General features: G+C 67.7%; 18 protein-coding genes. 3 read left to right on the plus strand and 15 right to left on the minus strand.

Features of this window, described 5'->3' with window-relative positions:
• Positions 1-32: 32 nt before the first annotated feature.
• The 12 genes from SAHL_RS12980 to gspC form a co-directional block, all read right to left on the minus strand.
• Entirely contained in the window at positions 33-788 is a 756-nt protein-coding gene (locus SAHL_RS12980; RefSeq protein ID WP_123591844.1) for a type II secretion system protein N, read from the minus strand.
• Positions 785-1,285, minus strand: a complete 501-nt coding sequence (gspM, locus tag SAHL_RS12985) for a type II secretion system protein GspM (RefSeq protein WP_123591845.1) — start codon at positions 1,283-1,285, stop codon at positions 785-787. The genes SAHL_RS12980 and gspM overlap by 4 nt, the downstream gene beginning before the upstream one ends.
• Complete coding sequence (gspL, locus tag SAHL_RS12990) at positions 1,282-2,484, minus strand: type II secretion system protein GspL (protein WP_245968527.1); 1,203 nt, start codon at positions 2,482-2,484, stop codon at positions 1,282-1,284. Before gspL ends, gspM begins: the two co-directional genes overlap by 4 nt.
• A 120-nt stretch (positions 2,485-2,604) precedes the next feature.
• Positions 2,605-3,546 (minus strand): type II secretion system minor pseudopilin GspK, encoded by a 942-nt coding sequence (gene gspK, locus SAHL_RS12995; protein WP_184947682.1) that lies wholly within the window; start codon positions 3,544-3,546, stop codon positions 2,605-2,607.
• Complete coding sequence (gene gspJ, locus SAHL_RS13000; protein ID WP_245968528.1) at positions 3,543-4,190, minus strand: type II secretion system minor pseudopilin GspJ; 648 nt, start codon at positions 4,188-4,190, stop codon at positions 3,543-3,545. The genes gspK and gspJ overlap by 4 nt, the downstream gene beginning before the upstream one ends.
• Positions 4,187-4,651, minus strand: a complete 465-nt coding sequence (gspI, locus tag SAHL_RS13005; RefSeq protein WP_123591847.1) for a type II secretion system minor pseudopilin GspI — start codon at positions 4,649-4,651, stop codon at positions 4,187-4,189. Before gspI ends, gspJ begins: the two co-directional genes overlap by 4 nt.
• Complete coding sequence (gene gspH / locus SAHL_RS13010; RefSeq protein ID WP_245968529.1) at positions 4,648-5,190, minus strand: type II secretion system minor pseudopilin GspH; 543 nt, start codon at positions 5,188-5,190, stop codon at positions 4,648-4,650. The genes gspI and gspH overlap by 4 nt, the downstream gene beginning before the upstream one ends.
• Before the next feature lie 26 nt (positions 5,191-5,216).
• Entirely contained in the window at positions 5,217-5,675 is a 459-nt protein-coding gene (gene gspG / locus SAHL_RS13015; protein WP_123591848.1) for a type II secretion system major pseudopilin GspG, read from the minus strand.
• Positions 5,676-5,759: 84 nt separating this feature from the next.
• Positions 5,760-6,977, minus strand: coding sequence for a type II secretion system inner membrane protein GspF (gspF, locus tag SAHL_RS13020; protein WP_123591849.1), 1,218 nt, complete (start codon positions 6,975-6,977; stop codon positions 5,760-5,762).
• Positions 6,978-6,995: 18 nt separating this feature from the next.
• Positions 6,996-8,567, minus strand: coding sequence for a type II secretion system ATPase GspE (gene gspE, locus SAHL_RS13025; RefSeq protein ID WP_123591850.1), 1,572 nt, complete (start codon positions 8,565-8,567; stop codon positions 6,996-6,998).
• A gap of 22 nt (positions 8,568-8,589) precedes the next feature.
• The gene (gene gspD, locus SAHL_RS13030; protein ID WP_123591851.1) at positions 8,590-10,668 is read right to left on the minus strand and encodes a type II secretion system secretin GspD; all 2,079 of its coding nucleotides are present in this window, start codon (positions 10,666-10,668) and stop codon (positions 8,590-8,592) included.
• Entirely contained in the window at positions 10,665-11,522 is an 858-nt protein-coding gene (gspC, locus tag SAHL_RS13035) for a type II secretion system protein GspC (protein WP_123591852.1), read from the minus strand. Before gspC ends, gspD begins: the two co-directional genes overlap by 4 nt.
• 129 nt (positions 11,523-11,651) lie before the next feature.
• Here gspC and SAHL_RS13040 point away from each other — a divergent pair, with 129 nt between their 5' ends.
• The 3 genes from SAHL_RS13040 to SAHL_RS13050 are packed head-to-tail and all read left to right on the plus strand — an operon-like array spanning position 11,652 to position 14,704.
• Complete coding sequence (locus SAHL_RS13040) at positions 11,652-13,346, plus strand: ExeA family protein (RefSeq protein ID WP_123591853.1); 1,695 nt, start codon at positions 11,652-11,654, stop codon at positions 13,344-13,346.
• Position 13,347: 1 nt separating this feature from the next.
• Positions 13,348-14,103, plus strand: coding sequence for a general secretion pathway protein GspB (locus SAHL_RS13045; protein ID WP_123591854.1), 756 nt, complete (start codon positions 13,348-13,350; stop codon positions 14,101-14,103).
• A 4-nt stretch (positions 14,104-14,107) separates the two neighbouring features.
• Positions 14,108-14,704 carry a DUF2845 domain-containing protein gene (locus SAHL_RS13050; RefSeq protein WP_123591855.1) on the plus strand — a complete coding sequence of 199 codons (597 nt, stop codon included), beginning with the start codon at positions 14,108-14,110 and terminating at the stop codon, positions 14,702-14,704.
• A 420-nt stretch (positions 14,705-15,124) separates the two neighbouring features.
• Here SAHL_RS13050 and SAHL_RS13055 read toward each other — a convergent pair whose 3' ends face one another.
• From SAHL_RS13055 to SAHL_RS13065, 3 genes are read right to left on the minus strand one after another with little or no spacing between them, the layout of a single operon-like run.
• A complete protein-coding gene (locus SAHL_RS13055; protein ID WP_123591856.1) occupies positions 15,125-17,329 on the minus strand; it encodes a xanthine dehydrogenase family protein molybdopterin-binding subunit in 2,205 nt (734 codons plus the stop codon).
• Entirely contained in the window at positions 17,326-18,327 is a 1,002-nt protein-coding gene (locus tag SAHL_RS13060) for an FAD binding domain-containing protein (protein ID WP_123591857.1), read from the minus strand. The genes SAHL_RS13055 and SAHL_RS13060 overlap by 4 nt, the downstream gene beginning before the upstream one ends.
• Positions 18,328-18,336: 9 nt before the next feature.
• Complete coding sequence (locus tag SAHL_RS13065) at positions 18,337-19,038, minus strand: (2Fe-2S)-binding protein (RefSeq protein WP_123591858.1); 702 nt, start codon at positions 19,036-19,038, stop codon at positions 18,337-18,339.
• Positions 19,039-19,802 lie beyond the last annotated feature (764 nt).

A 19,802-nucleotide genomic window follows, 5' to 3' on the forward strand; every position in this document is an offset into this window, starting at 1 on the left:
TGTGGGCAGCCCGCTGACCGGCGCGCCATGCGCTACAGCGAGCCCTGTTCCTGCACGCGGTGCCAGCCCTCGTCGTCGCCCTCGCCGAGCTGGTCGAGCATGCCGTCGAGGCGGTCGTCGGCACCGGCGCGAGCGCGCAGGCGCACGTCCAGCCGGTAGCGGCGCTCGGCGGTGAGCGTGGCGCCGCCGTCGATCGCCAGCGGGCCGCTGCTGTCGACGATGGTCGCGCGGATGCCGTCGTCGCCGCGTGCCAGCGCGGTCTCGAACTGGCCGAGCTCGACCGGCGGATTGAACAATTCCCAGCGGGTGTTGCCCAGGCGCACGATGCCGTCCAGCGCGCTGAAATCCAGCGCGTCGTCGACGCTGGCTTCGCGGATGTCGACCGCGACGTCGGCCGACAGCGGGAGGAAGGTGAAGCCGCCCCGTTTCGCGAGCCAGCCGGCCGACGCGCTCCCGGTGAGGTTCCGGACGTGTGTGCCACCGAACAGCGAGCGTGTGACGCGGCCTGAGAAGCCGCCCAGGTCGGAATCCACCTCGATGTCGGCTGCGACCTGCGCCAGAAGGAGATTCAGCGGATGCAGACGCCAATCCAGGTTCTCGATCGCGCCGCCGGGGCCCTGGACATAGCCGGCATGTCCGTCGAACACCGTGCCGGTCACCCCGCCGAGCGTGACCGGCGTCGACGATTCGACCCAGCCCGCGGCGATCCGCGCCGGAAAGAACGCGACCAGACCGATCAGGAAGGTGACCAGGCCCACGAGCAGGTAGCGCACCAGCCGCCAGTTCATGCGTCGCTCCGTGCCAGCGTGATGCGGGCCTGCACCGTGCCGGCATCCTCGTCGGGCGTGACCGTGATCTGGCGCGTACTCACGCCGTAGTCCCGCTGCAGGCTGCGCAGCCAGAACAGCATCTGGTTGAAATTCGCGGCATCGAGATTGACCGTCGCCTGGTCGTCGTCATCGGGCTGGATACGCTGCACGGCATCGGCCAGTCCGTTCTCCCGGCTGGTGGCGTCGACGATCGACAGCAGCGACTCGTTGCGGCCCTGGATGCTGCGCTGGCTGTTGTCGGACTGGAGCAGGCGGGCCTCCTCGCGGATGCCGAGCATCCAGCGCGCCTGCTCTGCGGCGACGTTCACGCGCTGCCGGCGATCGGCCACGCTCTGGTTCAGCGGCTGCCAGATGCCGAACCAGAACAGCGCCAGCACGACGGCGATGGCCCCGGCGATCACGGCGATGCGCTCTCGCGGCGCGAGGCTGTCATACCACTGCTTGACGGCGTTCATGCTTCGGCTCCGCTGACCCGTGCGCGAATCTGCACGCCGTCGGCGGCGGCGTCCGCGCTCTCGACGCTGAGCCGGGTGCCCGGCTGTCGGGCGAAGCCGGCGCGGAGCGATTCCAGCGCCTGCACGTTGTCGCCGCGCAGGTTGAGATACACCGCGCCGTCGCGATACTGCAGCGATCGAATGCGTATATCGCCGGCATCGCCGGTGACTTCGGCGATCGCCTGCAGCAGGGAGAAGACGCCGCCGCTGCCGCCGGAGCCGCGCAGCTCGCGGATGCGCTGCTCGGCCTGGACGCGGACATCGTTGATGGTCTGCACGTCGGGGAAGGCGTCTCTGAACGCCGATTCGGTGGTGGCCTCGAGGTCGTCGATGCGGCTGCCGAGCTGCCAGCTCTCGATGCCGCGGGCGGCGATCGCGACGATCAGCCAGGCGGCGGCCAGACCGGCGGTGATCTTGAACGGCTGCCACCAGGCTTGCATTGCCGACGTGCGCGCGAACGCGCCCTGGCGCAGGTTGATCGCGTGCTGGAGATCGACGTTGGTAAGCAGCCAGATCAGGGCGGCGTCAGGGCCGTCGAAGATCTTGCGGTCGATCGCCGGGTGCGGTTCGACATCGATCGCGGCCGCCATCTCGGCCGCGGCCTCGCTGTCGGCATGAAGCAGCACGCGTGCCGGCGGTGTGCCCCCGGCCGCGAGTGCGGGCCAGAGCCCGGCCTCCGCGGCGAAGGCGTGGCGCACGTCGGTGCGCGCAAGCACGCGCCCGTTCAGGGCCAGCACCTGCCACTGGTCTTCGGCCGGAGCCGGAAGCGTCAACGCGTCGGCGGTGAGCTGCAGGACATCCAGGCCGGCCTCTTCGAGCCGGTCGAGGTGATCGCGCAGCAGCGTCTCGTCGATGACGGCTACTGGGGTCCCGCCGTCCGTGCCCGCGCGGGCCGCGAGGGCGAAGTGGAGACTGTCGACGCGACTGACGAGCCGGTCCTCCAGCGCATAGCGCGCCGCCTGGAGGCGCCGCCGCGCCTGGCGAATCGGCGGCAGACGGACGGTGGTGAGCAGAACCTGTTCGCTCGGCAGCAGCACGACGGCCGGCCGCTCGCCGGCGGCGCTCGCGGCGTCGGCCGGCGTGCCGCGAGCCAGAGCGCCCCGGTCATCGAGCCAGGCGGCCCGCTCGCCGTCGAAATGGATGATCAGTCTGTCTGCCACCGGCATTCCTTGATGGTCGCGCGGTCCGCGCCTGCGCGCGACCGCCGCGAACCCCGTGTCGTCTCGTGAATGCGCCGGACGCGCCCCCGTGCGCGTCGGCGGGCCCAGTCTACCGGAAGGTCAGTAGACATTGGTGCTGTGATTGATGGTACGGACGGCACCGTTGTCCGCGCGTTCCAGTACGGCGAAGAACTGGACCTGGGCCCGGTCGACCGTGATCTGCCCCCGGGCGAGGAAGTATCCAGTGGTCACCGAGAGGCGATCGGCGCCGAGGGTGTCGCCCGTGCCGGCGATCGCACTCTCCTGGAGGAAGGCATCCACGGATGTCCAGGGCTCCTCGGATCGGGCTTCGACCAGTGCTTCGCCCGTCGTGGGCGGCAGATTCGGTGCCAGCGTCGCGAGCACCGGGGCCGGCGCCGTGTTCACATTGATCGGCGTGCTTTCGGGCAGGGCGCTGATGTAGGGGGCGAGGGCGGTGTAGATCTCGTCGGTCACGCCCTTGATCAGACGCAGCTCGCTCGGGCTGATCATGAAGGTATTGCCGGCGCGGTAGGCCGGGGTCAGGCCGAGGTAGTAGTTGTCCTCGGCGCCGTCCGGCCGGGTCGGGTTGATGTCGGCATCGATCCAGTCCCGGGTGGATGCCGCGATCGTGCGCGCGGTGACGGTGTCGGTATCCGCCACGAGCTCGATCAGGCGCTGGAACTGCGCCATGGCCGCCTCGGCGTTGCCGGTTCCGAGATTGTTGAGATTGAAGCGGCCCTGAAGATCGATGATGCGGCCCTGGAGCGCCCCGCCGTCCAGCGGCAGGTAGTCCACCGGCTCGGCCCAGCGCTCGTCGAGGCTGTCGACCTCGGTATACTGCGCGTCTTGGCGCAGCAGCTTGCCGAGCCAGTTCTCGATGCCCACGGCGTACCACCAGGCCTGCTCCGACTGCCAGATGTTGCCGCTGCGGTGCAGGGCCAGATTCATCTGCGAGAGCATGCCCGCGCCGATGATCGCGACCAGGGCCACGATGAGCATGGCCGTGATCAGGGCGACGCCGCGCTGTTTCGGGCCGCTCATTTCTCGGCTCCGGGAACCATGAACAGGAGGCGCAGCTCGCCCCAGGCGGCCGTGGTCAGGCGGAGCTCGATCGCCAGCGGCGGATCGTAGCGCTGTGAGGCGACGGCGCTGGGCGTGCCGTCCGCGCCGGTGTTCTCGGTTCCCGGCGGCCAGTTGTCGCGCCACTGGCGGTCGCCGTCGAGATAACGCCATTCGATGGTCTCGACGTTCTCCAGAAGCGTGGACTCGACCGGCGCGCTGTCCTGAGCCCGGTCGAGCACGCGCCAGTACTCGCGCACGAGTGCGTCGTCCTCATTGATCCGGTAGCCGACCCGCTGCAGCGTGCTGCGGGCTTCGCCGAGCGGATTGCGCCAGCCGTTGCGGGTCACCCGCAGGCCCACGTTCGGGCTGCCGACGATCGCCGGCTGGGTGTCGCCGAAACCGTCGCGCACCGGGCGGTTGACGATCTGTTCGAGATCGCGGCGGATGCGCCAGACCGACATCTGCAGGGTCTTGCTGCGTTCGAGCGCGGCGGTGACGGCCTCGCGCGTGCTGATGACCGACGACAGGCCGCCATAGGCCATCGCCGCCATGACCACGAACACGGCGATGGCGATCATAAGCTCGATGAGGGTGAAGCCGCGCTGGCCCCGCGCCGCGCTCACGAGCCGAGCCCCGAGGCGGACGCGTCGCCGCCCTCCGTGTCACCGGCTCCGTCGGCGCCGGCGGGGGCATCGGCGGCGTCGACGTGCTGGGTGACGAAGCCGCTGAGCAGGGCGACGGAATCGGCCTCCGGGTCGCCGCTGTCCCCGTCGATGCGAAACACGCGTATATCGATGCGGCGTACGTCCGGATCGGGCGATTCCTCGATCTCGGCCACCCAGCGCCAGGTGCTGTCGCCCATCTCGGCCTCGCCGTCCTCGGTGCCGGTACCCGGCCATTGCTCGGCGGTGTGGTACTCGACCAGCTGGTTCCGGGCGACCCACTGGGCCAGCGTCCGGTCATGGATGTAGCGCGCGTAGTCGGCGTAGCGGGCGCCGCCCGCGATGAACGCGCCCAGTGCCAGGGCGAGGACCGCCGTGGCGATCAGCACTTCGATCAGGGTGAAGCCGCGGGCCCGCCTCATCGTGGGCCGTCCACACGTTCCAGCGACAGCTCGCCGTTGGCTTCGCCCGTGAGCCGATAGCGATGGTCGACGTCGTCGGCGTAGAGTTCGAGTTCGAAGGGCACGAATTCGCCGCTGGACAGCAACACGGCCTCGGGGCGCAGCGCGTCCTCCTCGTTCTCGTCCTCGTCGTCGCCGCCGGCCAGTCTTGGCTGCGCCTCGTCGCGCTCGATCAGTGCGATCGCGACGCCTTCGGGCAGGTCACGTGGACGCAGCGGCGATTCCGCCCGGTTGATGACCTGCCAGCCGTCGTCGCCGAGACGAATGAAGCGATAGCCTCCGCGCACGATGTCGAGACCGAGCTCACGGCCGTAGAGCACCGCGTCGTCGGCGGCGGTCCGGAGCAGGGCATCGAGCCGCCGCGATTCGGTATCGAGCCGATCGGCGTTGCTGGTCGGGTTGATCGACAGCGACAGAAACGAGAGCACGACGCCCATGATCAGCACCACCACCAGCAGCTCGATCAGCGTGAAGCCGCGCTGTACCTCCGTTCGCCGCACCGTGCGCGCCGTATCCCGCCGCGGCGCTAGTTGTCCAGCGTCCAGTTGCCGATGTCGGCGTCGGTCTCTTCGCCGCCCGGTCGGCCGTCGCGGCCGAGCGTGTAGACGTCGATTTCGCCGTGTTCGCCGGGATTGCGGTAGTGATAGACCTCGCCCCACGGGTCCGTCGGAATACGGTCGAGATAGCCGCCGGACTTCCAGTTGCGCGGCTCCGGCTGGCTCGTGGGCTTGTCCACGAGCGCCGCCAGGCCCTGTTCGGTGGTCGGGTAACGGAAATTATCGAGGCGGTAGAGCTTGAGTGCGCTCTCGATGGCGCGGATGTCCTGTCGCGCCTTGGCGACACGTGCGGCGTCCGGCCGGTCGATGATGTTGGGCACGACGATGGCCGCGAGAATACCGAGAATGACGACCACGACCATGATCTCGATCAGGGTGAAGCCGTGTTGGCCGCTACGGGCACCGGCCCGGGGCAGGGCGTGTTTCATGTCCTTTCCTCTCCTGCGGGAAAACGGTCGTAAAGATAGCAGGTTGCGCGTGCTGTACCCGCCGTTATCGGCGGTGCGGCCGGTTTATTTGACCAGCTGGTTCAGATTGAACACCGGCAGCAGGATGGCGAGCACGATGATCAGTACGAGACCGCCCATCGCCAGGATGACCGCAGGGCCCAGTATGCCCATGACACCTTGCCGGAGTGTTTCCACCTCGCGCTCCTGATGCTCGGCGGCGCGACCGAGCATCATGTCGAGTTCGCCGGAGATTTCGCCGTTGGCGATCATGTGCAGCGTGATCGGCGGAAACAGGCGCTCGTGGCCGAGCGCGCGATGGATGGCGTCGCCTTCGCGCACACGGGTCGCCGCGCGCTGGATGGCATCGCGCATGGGCAGATTGGTGACCACGTCGGCGCCGATGGTCATCGCATCCAGAGCCGGTACGCCGCTGCGGGTGAGAATCGACAGCGTGCGGGTGAAGCGGGCCGTGTTGACGCCGCGGGCGAAGCGACCGATCAACGGTATCCGCAGGATGCGCGACTGGACCGCACGCTTGAATCCGGGGCGCCGCATGCCGTAGATGAACGCCGTCAGCGCGACCGCGAAGCCCAGTGCGAGCAGCCAGCCCCAGGCGCGGAGAAAATCGCTCACGGCGATCAGCGTGGTCGTGAGCGGCGGCAGGTCGGCGTTGACGCTCTCGAAGACTTCGACCAGGTCGGGCACGACCGTCGCCAGAAGCGCGATCACGATGCCGATCGCGACCACCGACAGGAACGCCGGGTAAATGAGCGCGGCGAGCACTTTCTGGCGCATGGACTGCTGGTCCTCGACATAGTCGGCCAGCCCGTTCAGTACCTCGTCGATGCGGCCGGACTGTTCGCCGGCGGCGGTGGTCGCGCGATAGAGCTCGTCGAAGCTGTTGGGAAAGTCCGCGAGCGCGTTGGCCAGGGTGTGGCCCTCGACAACCTGGGCGCGCACGCCGACGATGATCTTGCGGACCTTGTCGCTGTCGGTCTGCTCGGCGACCGCCTTGAGCGCCTCCTCCATCGGCAGGCCGGCGTGGGTGAGCGTGGCCAGCTGGCGGGTGAACAGCGACAGCTCGGTGACGCTCAGGCCGCGCTGGAAGGACAGCAGCCGGCGCCGGCTGCCCGTCTTGCGGTCGGCGATCTCGTGGACGTCCAGCGGCGTGAGCCCGCGCTCGCGCAGCTGGGCCCGGATGGCGCGGGCGGCATCGCCCTCGAGCACGCCCTTCTTCTCGCGACCGCGTTCATCGAGTGCGGTGTATTCGTAGGCGCCCATGGTCGCGCGGCCCGGCCGCTAGCCCTCGCGGGTCACGCGCAGGACTTCCTCGAGCGTCGTGTTGCCGGCGAGCACGTTGGCACGGCCGTCCGCGCGGATGCTCGGCGTCATCGTGCGCGCGTGTTTTTCCAGCGTGTGCTCGGCGGCCTGTTCGTGGATGAGATTGCGCATCTCGTCGTCGACGACGACCAGCTCGTAGATGCCGGTGCGGCCGCGAAAGCCGGAGCCGTTGCAGGTCTCGCAGCCGGCCGGCCGGTAGAGCGTCGGTGGCTCGTCGGGGTCGCAGTGGAGCAGTTCGCACTCGCGGCGATCGGCGGTGTAGGGGGCCCGGCACTCCGCGCAGAGCGTTCGCACCAGCCGCTGCGCCATGATCCCGATCACCGACGACGACAGCAGGAAGGGTTCGACACCCATGTCGCGCAGACGCGCGATGGCGCCCACGGCGGTGTTGGTGTGCAGGGTCGAGAGCACCAGATGGCCGGTCAGCGAGGCCTGAACCGCGATTTCGGCGGTCTCCAGATCGCGGATCTCGCCGATCATCACCACGTCCGGGTCCTGGCGCAGGATCGCGCGCAGCCCGCGGGCGAAGCTCATGTCAACCTTGCTGTTGACCTGGGTCTGGCCGATGCCGTCGAGGTAGTACTCGATCGGATCCTCGACCGTCATGATGTTGCGCGAGTGGTCGTTGATCCGGGTGATGCCGGCGTAAAGGGTGGTCGTCTTGCCCGAGCCGGTGGGGCCTGTGACCAGGATGATGCCGTGTGGCTTGTGGATTAGCTCGTCGATATTGCTCAGCGTCTCGGCCGGCATGCCGAGCTGGGGTAGGTCGAGGCGGCCGGCCTGCTTGTCCAGCAGACGCATGACCACGCGTTCGCCGTTGCCGGAGGGGATGGTGGACACGCGCACGTCGACCGGCCGTCCGGCGATGCGCACCGATATGCGTCCGTCCTGGGGGATGCGCTTCTCGGCGATGTCGAGCTTGGCCATGACCTTGACGCGGGAGATCAGGCGCGGCGCCAGTTGGCGCGGCGGGTTGAGCACCTCGCGCAAGACGCCGTCGATCCTGAAGCGAACGGTTAGGCGCGCCTCGAACGGCTCGATATGGATGTCCGAGGCGTTCTCCTTGATCGCCTCCGTCAGCAGCGCGTTGATCAGACGGATGATCGGCGCGTCGTCGGAGGATTCGAGCAGATCGGCCGGCTCCGACAGCGCCCGGGCGGCGTCGGACAGGTCCATCTCCTCGTCCATGCCTTCGACGATCTGCATCGACTCGTTGGCCTTGCCCTCGTAGTCGTTCTGCAGCATGGCGTCGAAGGCCGCGGCCTCCACGCGCTGGAGCACGATCGGCCGGTCGAGATGGCGCCGGACCTCGGAGAGCGTGCTCTGGGCGACGTCGCGTCGGCAGGTGACCTCGATCGCGTCCTCGCGCATGCCGCTGAGCATCACGCCGTAGCGCTTGGCGAAGGCGAAAGGCAGGCGGTCGATGCCGTCGACCGGCCCCGGGCCGGGGGCGCGCTGCGGGGCCTCGTCGTTTTCCGGCGAGGTGGTGCGCACCGGCTCCAGACTGAGTTCCTCGAGGGTATTGCTCATGTTATCGCTCGCCGGATGCCGGCTAGAACTGGTCGCCCCGACGCTTGTCGCGCGTGCGGCGCCCGTCTTCGTCGCGCGGCGTGGCCGTGCGCTCCGTGGATACGCCACTGTCCTCGGAAAAGGAGTCGCTCTGCTCGTATTCGTCGATCGGCGGCAGCTGGGGCCGCTGGCGCTCGCCCATCAGCGGAATGCTGGACTCGGCCTGCTCCTGCTGCAGCGAGCGAATGTAGTCGTACTTCTTGCGGGTGTAATAGTTGGCTTCGCCGTCGCCACGCAGGATGGTCGGGCGGATGAAATTGAGCAGGTTGCGCTTTTCCTTCTGTACATTGCGGGAGGTGAACAGCGCGCCGAGCAGGGGAATGTCGCCCAGCACCGGGACCTTCTGTTCGCTTTCGGTGACCTGATCGTCGATTAGACCGCCCAGCACCAGGATTTGCCCGCTTTCGACCTCGACCGATGTATTGAGCGTGCGGTTGTTGGTGACCAGGTCCACCGCCCCCGTCTGGCCGGAGTTCTGGGCGATGCTCGAAACCTCCTGGTTGATCGTCATCTGGATGGTCTTGCCGGCGTTGATCTGCGGCGTGAAGGCCAGCGTCAGACCCACATCCTTGCGTTCGACCGTCTGGAACGGATTGACCACGCCGGTCGCGCCGCCGCTTGCATTGTTGTTGGTGTAGTTGCCGGTGACGAAGGGTACTTCCTGACCGACCTTGATCTCGGCTTCTTCGTTGTCGCGCGTGATCAGCGACGGTGTCGAGAGCACATTGGTGTTGGTGTTGCCCGACAGGGCGTTGACGAGCACCGCGAAACTCGTGCCGCCCTCGTTGTAGGAGCCCAGCGCCACGTTGAGGCCCTGCTGAATGAGGCTCAGCGGCGTGCCGTCCTCGGCGAGCGAAGGTACGGCGTCCAGGGTGTCGCCGTCGAGGACACTGGCCGCGCCAGGGCCGCTGTCGTTGAAGGCGGCGATGTCCACGCCCAGTTGTCGCGATCGACTCAGGCTGACCTCGGCAATGATCGCCTCGACCAGTACCTGACCGCGGCGGATGTCGAGCTGGTCGATCACCTGGCGGATCTCCTGCATCTTGTCCGCCGCCGCGGTGACGACCAGGGCGTTGGCGCCGGGTTCCGCGATCACGGTGACGCCGTCGCTCGATCCGCCACCGGCGCGGCTGGCTGCGCCAGCACCGCTGTCGCCGCCCGCGCCGCCGCCGGAACCGCTGCTGCTGCGGCCCTCGGCGAAGTTCTGCAGCACCGGCGCGATCGTCTCGGCGTCGGCGTAGTCGAGATAGATGACCTGGGTGCCGCCGCTGCGTTCGGTCTGCGTGTCCAGATCGGCGATGATCGCCCGAATTCTCAGCCGCTGCTGCTTGCCGCCGCTCACGATGAGGCTGTTGGTGCGCTCGTCCGGAATGACCGTGAAGCTGCGGCCCGGACTCTCGCCGCCGCTTTCCGATTTCAGCTGCTCGATCACGCGCGCCACCTCGGTGGCGCTGGCATGCTCGAGCCGAATGTGCTCGACCTCCTGCATGCCGCTGCGGTCGATCTTGTCGACGATGCCGGCGAGGCGTTCGGCGTTGGCGGCGCGATCGGAGATCACCAGTGTGTTCGAAGCCGAGTAGGCCGCGAGATGCCCGTACTGCGGCACCAGTGGCCGCAGGATCGGCACGAGCTGGTCCGCCGGCACGTTCTCCGCCTTGATGACACGGGTGACGATGTCCTCGCGCGTGCCGGCGTCGCCGCCGCCGAAGCCGCCGTCCTGCTTGGCGTTGACCTGCGGAATGATCTTGGTGATCTCGCCGGCGGGCACGACCGAGAAGCCGTGCACCTCGAGCACCGAGAGGAACGTCTCGTAGAGTTCATCCGGCGTCATCGGCTGGCTCGAGAGCACGGTCACATCGCCTTTGACGCGAGGGTCCACGACGAAGTTGCGGCCGGTGACTTCGCTGACCGTGGCGATCAGCGTCTTGATGTCGGCATCCTTGAGATTGAGCGTGAACGCGTCGCCGTTGTCCTCCACCGCGGTCTGAGCCGTTGCGGTGCTGGCGATCACGGACCACAGGATGACGACCCGGCAGAGCCGGCGAAAGGAGAAGGCTGTCATTCAAAGTTCACGGTTACGGTGCGTTGGTGGCCGTTTCGCTCGAGCGTGACCGAGGCGCTGCCGGCCGAGGCCAACCCGCTGAGCATCTGGAGCGAAGCGGCCGGATTGTCGAGTGGCTGGCCGTTGATGGCCGTGACGAGCTCCCCCGGCTCGAGGCCCGCCTTCTCGAAAAGTGCTTTTTCCGCCCCCGGATAGACCCGATACCCGACGAGGTTGCCGTTTTGCCGCTCCGGCTGCAAGCGAATATAACGCGACGCGCTGGCGGGGTTGTCGAGTATCTTCTGGCGTACGGTGCCCAGATCGTCGGCCAGTTCGCTGGACACGCGCTGGGTGCGTTCGACGCCGGCCATCTCGCGCGCCTGCTTCACGCTTTCCAGCGTGAGGGTCTCGTAGCGTCCCTCTCGGTCCAGGATGACGCGATTGGCGTAGATCTCGTGGAGCGTCACGCCGTTGTCGATGGTATCGCCGGCGGCGAATGCCTCCTGATCCTTGTTGCCGGCCTTGATCAGCGCCCGCGAGCGCTGCGCCGCACTGTCGGAGATGATGCCGGTCAGGGTCAGGTTGAGCCGCGTCTCGGGCGCGTCGATGATCTCCTGCTGCCGGTCGCCGCCGTCGCTCGCGGTCTGCTCCCCGAACAGATGGGCGCTGGCGATGGTGTCGACGTCGACGCCCTGGCGATCGGTCTCGGTGGCCGGGCCGGTGGTCGAGGGCAGCAGCTCGTTGTCCGAGACCGGCCAGGCCAGCCAGAACAGGCGCGCCGCCGACAGCGCGATCAGCACGATGAGCATCAGGTTGAGCAGTTCCGGCGCCCGGGCCAACCAGCGCCGGGCGTCACGCGAGATTTCCATGGCCATGGCGCGGAGTCTAACCCACGTTGATGGCGTTGCGGTTAACCCGCGCGGCGCCGCAATGGACGGCGCGTGGCGGTTTGCCGCAGCGCGGCACCGGGTTAGACTCCGCCTGTCTGACCCGGGCCCGTCTCCATGTATCTGCGCTACTACGGCTTCAAGGATTTTCCGTTTTCGGTCACGCCGGATCCGGCCTTTCTCTATCTGAGTGCGAGCCATCGCGAGGCGCTCGGCCATCTGCTCTACGGCGCGGGCGAGCACGGCGGCTTCGTCGCGCTCATCGGCGAAGTCGGCACCGGCAAGACCACGCTCATCCGGGCGCTGGTCGACAATGAGATGTCGGATCTGGACATCGCTCTGTGCTGGAATCCGCAGCTGCAGGTCAAGGAGTTCGTGGCCACCATCTGCGACGAGCTGGGTGCGGACTACGACCCGCAGACGGATACGTCGCAGAAAGCGCTCGTCGATCGCCTCAACGCCCATCTTCTGGCCACGCACGCCGCCAACCGACGGACCGTGCTCATCATCGACGAGGCGCAGAATCTCAGTCGCGAGGTGCTCGAGCAGCTGCGTCTGCTGACCAATCTCGAGACGCACAAGCACAAGCTGCTGCGCATCATTCTCGTGGGCCAGCCCGAACTCTCCGATCTGCTGGAGCGCCATGACCTGCGTCAGCTGGCGCAGCGCATCACGGCCCGCTTCCGGCTCAGGCCCCTGGACCGGCACGAGACGCGGGCCTACATACAGCACCGGCTCGACCTCGCCGGCGGTTCGCAGCACCTGTTCACGCGGCCGGCGACCGCGCTCGCCCGGCTGTACAGCGGCGGCATCCCCAGACTGATCAACATGGTCTGCGAGCGGGCGCTCATGGGCGGCTATGCCAACGGCAAGTCGCGCATCGGTGCGCTCATGCTCTCGCGCGCGGCAATGGAGACCCTGCCGCGCCGGCGCCGCGTGTCGCGCATGCGTGTGGTACTCCCGGCGCTCGCGCTCGCCCTGGTGGCCCTGCTGGGTGCGGCGGCCTGGTATCCGGGCGTGCAGTTGAGCCGAGCGGCGGCGGGGTGGCTCGGCGCCGATCAAGGCAAGGCCGCGCAGGTGGCCTCCGCGGGCGAGGCGAGTGCGGCTTCGAATAGGTCGTCGGAGGGTGGCTCGCCGGAGACCCCCGACGCCGCCGACGCGGACGATGCCGAACGCGCCGACGCGGCCTCGGACACCGAGCGTGACACGCCGCCCAGTGGCATTCCCGAGGGCGACGCGGATATCAATCAGATGCTGCGGCTCTGGGGCGTCTTTGGTTCCCAGGTCCAGAGCAGTTGCGACGCCCTGCGGGTCGGCGATCTCCGCTGTCTGGCCGATAGCGGCAGCTTCGCGATGGTCGAGCGCTACAATCGTCCGGCTCTGTTGACGCTGCAGCGCGAGGGCCGGCGACACACCGTCCTCCTGAGCGCTCTGGACGACACCCACGCCACGCTGGTCGGTGCCAACGGCACGCGCCGTGTCGATCGGCGAGAACTGGCGGGGATGTGGACCGGAGACTTCCGCATCATCTGGCGCTCGGACTCGGGCGTCGGTCTGATCCAGCCGGGCGCGGTCGGGGACGCGGTGGTTTGGCTGCGCCAGCGCTTGGCGCGCGCCTCGGGCCGCAACCCAGAGGCCGAGCTGGGCCCGCCGTCGCCGGTCTACGATGACGAGCTCCAGGCCGAACTGGAGGCGTTTCAGCTGTCCAAGGGGCTGAGGGGGGACGGCATGGCGGGCCCGCGTACCCAGATCATGCTCAACGGGGCCGTGCCCTCGCCGGGTTCGCCCGCCTTGAACCGCGTGGAGGAATGACGTGTCGTATCTCGTCGATGCGCTGAAAAAGGCCGAGCGCGAACGGCATCGCCACCAGGCGGCCACCGTCGAGTCGCTGTCGGCGACCGAGGTGTCGGACGGGGGACGCAGCGGGGGCCGCGTCATGCGCTGGGTGGTCACGATTCTGGTGGTCTGCAATGCGGCCCTGCTGGTCTATCTCTTTCGGCCCGTGCCCGGGCCGGTCGACATGGATTCGGCCGATGAACGGGCCGCCACGCAAACGGTAGCGTCAGGCTCGGCGGATACGGCCTCGGGCGCCGCAGATGCGATCGAGATGCCCGCGCCGCAGCCGATACTGCGTGGTCGGGCGGCCGGCGACGCATCCGGTGCCGACGCGGTCGGTGGCGATATGGGGCGATCCCCGCAGCAGGCCTCGGACAGTTCGAGTCGGCGTCTGTCGGCGGGGGCTGATTCGGGCGGCGGTCGTGTGACCTATTCGCAGACGCCGCTGGATGACAGCGCGTCCCTCGGCAACACCGCCGCGTCGAACCAGTCGACGCGCGCTCCGCGACGGTCGGCGCCGCCGCCGTCGACGAACCCGTCCGGCGTGCCCGAGGTCAGCATCAACGGCCATCTGTACAGCAGCGTGCCGGGGCGTAGTTTCATACTCGTCAACGGCCAGCGCTATCACGAAGGCGAGCGCCTGTCGGCCGGGCCGGCAGTGGAGAGCATCGACGTGACCGGGGCCACGCTCAACTATCGGGGCGAGCGCTTTCATGTGAAGGGCCCCGGCTAGCGTGATGGGCCGTCGTGCCGCCGCGTTGGCGCTGTTCGCAGGAACCTTTCTGTCGGCCCCGGCGAGCGCGGACAGCTTCCGCTGTGACGGCGCACTCGTTCAGACGGGCGATCCGGCGGTGTCCGTGCGGGCGGCCTGCGGCGAGCCGAGCTTCGTCGACCCGTGGATCGGCGACGCTTCGCTGGCCTACGGCGTCGCGCCGTCCATGGAGCAGTGGACATACAACCGCGGGCCCAATCGACTGCTGCGGATCCTGGTCTTTCGCGACGGGCGCCTGCAGGCGATCCGGAGCGACGGTCACGGGTTTCGCGAGCGCGCCGGCGACTCGGACTGCCGCCCATCCGATATCGTCCGTGGCATGAGCAAGTATCGCCTGCGGCAGGCCTGCGGCGAGCCGGCGCAGCGCAGCGGCGGCGTGTTCGTCTACAGTTCCCGCCGCGATCTGGCCGGCCGGACCCGTTACCAACGCCGGGGGCGGGTGCCGGTCTTTCGGGAGCGCTGGATCTTCAACTTCGGCCCTAACCGGTTCCTGCGCGAGGTGACGCTCGAAAACGCCATGGTCGTGGACACGGAAACACTCGATCGCGGTTACGACGAGTAATCACTCTTAAAGAATGTTCGACGTGCGCGGGCGGCGTCCCGGCCGGGGTGGAGCGCTATCGCTGCGAGTCTTTCGGCGCCCGCGATGCGGGTATCACGGATGCTGGGTCGCCTCGAGGCGATGTAAACAGTGCGCGCCATCGCGCTGGCCGACGAGCTCACCGCTTTCGCCAAGGAAATCGCCGGAACTGGCGGGCGACGACCGGTCGATGCCCGCGTACGCGGTCGCATCTGCGGCTTGCGCCTATCGATCAGTGAATGATCGCGCAGCGCTGACGGCGGGCTGTTTGCCGCGACGACTTCGGCTTCCGCGTCTGCGTTCCGGCGACTGCCGGCCACGACCATCGACCAGAGAACCGTTGAGGCGTTCCTGTGGCGGCGGGCGCCGGGCCGGCCGCATCGGCCCGGCGCCCGTACATCCTCAGTCGTCGTCGGTCAGCTTGTCGAGCATGATGGGCAGATCGCGAACGCGGGTGCCGGTGGCGTGGTAGACGGCATTGGCCACCGCGGCCTGCATGCCGGTGAGTCCGATCTCGCCGATGCCGCGGGCTCCGAATTCGTTGAGTTCGTAGTCAGGATGATCCAGCAGGATGACGTCGAGATCGGGCATGTCGGCGTTCACGGGCACGAGATACTCGGCATAGTTGCTGTTGACCGGCCGGGCATTGCGCTCGTCGTACTCTGTGGTCTCTAGCAGGGCCGAGCCCAGCCCCATGACGACCGCGCCCTCCACCTGGTTGCGCGCCGATTTGGCGTTGATGATCGCGCCGGCGTCGATGGCGCTGACCACCCGTGTGACCTCCAGATGCGCGATCTCGGGCTCCCAGGCCACTTCGACGAAATGCACGCCGAAGGAGTCGAAGGAATAGCCGCTGTCGGGGGCACCGCCGGTATGGGCCTCGCCGACGGCGTTGGCCAGGGACTGGGCGCCCAGGATTTCGGCCACGGTCGCTGAACGGCCGCTGTCGTCGCTGAGTCGTCCGCTGTCGTAGACCAGACTGTCGCCGCGCGCGCCGGCCAGGGGGCTGGCGGCATTGCGGGCGTAGCCCTTGAGCTTCTTGATCGCGGCGCGCGAGGCTTCGGCGACCGCGGGTAGCAGCGTGGCGGTAGCCCAGGAGCCGCCCGAGATCGGGCCGTGCGGAAAGGTCGAATCGCCCAGCGCGACGTGGATCGACTCCAGCGGCAGCCCGAGTTCGTGGCTCGCGATCTGCGCGAGGATGGTGTACGTGCCGGTGCCGATGTCCTGGCTCGCGCAGTGGATGCTCGCGGTGCCGTCGGCGCGCAGGGCCACACGGGCGTCGCAGGGGTTGCGCATGGCCTCCCAGTTGCAGGCCGCCATGCCCCAGCCGAGGATACGATCGCCGTCGCGCATGGAACCGACCTCCGGCGTGCGCCGGGACCAGCCGAAGGCCTCGGCCGCGCGGTCGTAACATTCCAGCAGGTGATTGCTGGAGTACGGCTTGTCCACGCCCTGGTCATGGGCGGTGAAGTTCCGCCGCCGCAGTTCAAGCGGATCGATACCCAGCTCGGCCGCGAGTTCGTCCATGGCCGACTCCAGCGCGAACAGGCCGACGCCGGCGCCGGGGGCGCGCATCGCCGTGGGCGTGCCGCGGTTGGTGACCGCGGTGGCATGGCTGATGCGCAGGTTGTCGCAGGCGTAGAGCCCCTGGGTGGAGCCGCCGCAGGCCTCGACCACCGTGCCCACCGGCGAGGAGCTGTTGACCGTTTCGTGCCGGATCGACAGCAGTCGCCCGTCATCGTCGGCACCCAGGCGTACGTGCTGGCGCGTTTCCGGGCGATGGCCCACGGTCGTGAACATCTGTTGACGGGGCAGCACGAACTGCACTGGCCGGCCCACCTCGCGCGCGGCCGCGCAGGTCGCGACACAGTGCGGCCAGACCCAGAGCTTGCCGCCGAAGCCGGAGCCGATGAAGTCGGCGTGGACTTCGACCTGGCTCGGGTCGAGATCGAAGACTCGCGAGAGCGTGTTGCGCGTGAAGATCACGCCCTGGGTGGAGTCGAACACCCGCAGCCGGCCGTCGACCCACTCGGCCACGGTGGCGTGCGTTTCCATCGGGTTGTGGGTCTCGACCGGCGTGGTGTAGACGGCATCGACGCGGTGTACAGCGCCGTCGTAGGCGCCGGCGGGATCGCCGCGTTCGCTGTCGTTGGCGTGGTCGACGCCGTTGTCCTCGATGCCCTGGGCCAGGGTAGCGGCCGCGCGCTGTGCGTCGCGTTCGTAGTCCACCCGGACCTTGTAGGCCGCCGCCCGTGCCTGCTCGTAGGTTTCGGCCACCACCAGGGCCACGAACTGGCCCATGTAGTGGATGCGGTCGTCCTCGAAGGGCGTGCGCTTCTCGTCGACGACGTTCTCCTCGGCGAAGGTGCCCGGCGAACGATGCAGACGCGGAAAGCGACCGTGGTGAAAGATATCGATGACGCCCGGCGAACGCATGGCCAGAGTGGTATCGATTCCGGCGATGCGGCCTCGGGCGATGGTGCTGTAGACGCCGTAGGCATAGACCATGCCCTCGGGCTGGAAGTCGCCCGCATAACGGGCGCGGCCGGTCAGCTTGTCGGGGCCGTCGATGCGCGAGACGGCCGCGCCGATGATGGAATCGCTCATGTCGTTTCTCCTCGCGCGCGGGCCGCGGCGTCGGTCAGGGCGCGGACGATGGCCTTGCGCGCCAGCGGAATCTTGAAGGCGTTGTGCTTGTAGGGCGTGGCGCTCTGCATCGCGGTGGCCGCGGCCTGCTTGAAGGTCTCGCGCGTGGCCGGCTGGCCCACGAGCGCGGCTTCGGCATCGGCGGCGCGCCAGGGCTTGGTGCCGACCCCGCCCAGCGCGAGTCGCGCCGCGGTGATGCGGTCACCGTCCAGCACCACGACGGCGGCGCAGGAGGCGAGTGCGAACTGATAGGAGGAGCGGTCGCGCAGCTTGATATAGGTCGAGCCGCTGCCGTCGATCGGTGCATCCAGGCTGACGTGGGTGATCAGCTCGTCCTCGCCCAGTTCGTGCTCGATGTGGGGCGTGTCGCCCGGCAGCTTGTGGAAGTCGAGAAAATCCACCGTCCGGTCGCCGCTCGGCCCGGTGACGTGCACGGTGGCGCCGATCGCGGCCATGGCCACGCACATGTCGGAGGGGTGTGCGGCGATGCAGTGCTCGCTGGTGCCGAGAACCGCGAACACCTCGCGGTTGTGGCCGTCGATCGCCGAGCAGCCGCTGCCGGGCACGCGTTTGTTACACGGCGACACGCCGTCGCGGAAATAGCTGCAGCGCACGCGTTGCATGACGTTGCCCGCGGTCGTGGCGCGGTTGCGTAGCTGGCGTGAGGCGCCCTGGAGCAGGGCCTCTGAAAGGACGGTGTAATCGCGCCGCACGCGGTCGTCTTCAGCCAGCGCGGTGTTGCGTACCATCGCCCCGATCTTCAGGCCGCCCTCGGGAACGGCCTCGATGGCGTCATAGGCCAGCCGATTGATGTCCACGAGCCGTTCCGGCTGCATTACATCGAGTTTGACCAGATCGATGAGCGTCGTGCCGCCGGCGAGATACGCCGCGGCCTGGCCGCTGTGTGCGTTTACGGCGCTGTGCGCATCCTCGGCGCGCTTGTAGTCGAATGTTCGCATGGAAAACCTCTAGCTCTGATTCAGGCCGGGATTGCCGCGCGCCTGCTGGATCGCGGCCCGGATGTTCTTGTAGGCGCCGCAGCGGCAGATGTTGCCGCTCATCGCCTCGGCGACGTCGGCGTCGCTGGAGCCGACGCTGTCGTTGTTCAGGAGTTCGGTGGCCGAGGTCAGCTGACCGGGCGTGCAGTAGCCGCACTGATAGGCGTCATGGTCGAGAAAGGCCTGCTGCAACGGGCTGAGTTCGCCGTCCCGGGCCAGGCCCTCGACGGTGGTGATGTCGTCGCCGTCGTGCACGACCGCCAGCGCGAGACAGGAATTGACCGCCTGGCCGTTGATCAGCACGGTGCAGGCACCGCACTGGCCGTGATCGCAGCCTTTCTTGGTCCCGGTCAGGCCGATGCGCTCGCGCAGTGCGTCGAGCAGAACGACGTTCGGGGGCACGTCCAGTTTGCGCAGCGTGCCGTTGACGTGAAGCGAAATGGCGACGTCGGTGGGGGCGTTGTTGGAATCCATGATCGGTCTCCGGAGCGGATCGATCCTGCCGGCGGATGCAAGCGCGCAGGCGGAGTCGGTGTGTCGTACAGCAGACGATGGACCAAACCGGGTGTGATCGGCAATGCCCGGAGCAGGGAGGATCGTCGGATCGTATTGCGCGCGGGTGGAAGGGGTCTTGACGGTCGGCACGTATCCCACACCGTGCGCGCTGGTCATGACGCGGGGCGACAGTGGACGCGCGGAGACGGTCCGCGACTGGTCTCGCAGAACAATTCGGAAATGAGGGTATGGTGCCAACCTGGCTCGAGGCCATCGAGGCCTCGGAATGGCTCCCCGGGACGGGCTCGAACCGCCGACCTAGTGATTAACAGTTTTGCGAAAAAACCGCTACGTTATTAAAAACAATGACTTACTATAACAATTGATTAAAAGTAATAATCATTTAAAAACATCAAATTACGGTTTTTTACGAAATATAGTAGTGCTTCGCGATTGTACCTTTATTGCACCTCAACAAGAATGCTTATGGTGGCCATGCCGCAGCTCGGTATGCCCGTCCATGGCAGGAATCCTACTGCACGACCGGCGCTGAGGCTGTGAGTAACCCTGTTAGCTGCGAAAGTTATCCACGCATAAACGGTCACAGCAAAACGGCCGATTTACGCATAAACGGTCACAAATCTACGCATAAACGGTCACAACGAAGCTCTAAATCCATTGCGGCACAAGGGATACAGCGATCCCCCTATAGTACCTATAGTAGGGTCCTGTAGTAGGGGCACGAAATCTGTGGATAACTTCCGCTGTCGCTGTCGCTGTCGCTGTCGGTATTCGCACCAGCGCGCTTGTACAACCAATAGCGCCGCGCCGGCCGCGCACAGGGGGCAAGCCGCATTCCGCAGCAAGGGTGTGAATCAACCCGGGTTTCCCGGAGGCTCGTGGGTTTGAGTCACGCCGCCTTGGCGGACTCGGAAAGTGTG

This window comes from Salinisphaera orenii subsp. halophila YIM 95161 (genome assembly GCF_003732545.1).
Classification (GTDB): domain Bacteria; phylum Pseudomonadota; class Gammaproteobacteria; order Nevskiales; family Salinisphaeraceae; genus Salinisphaera; species Salinisphaera orenii_A.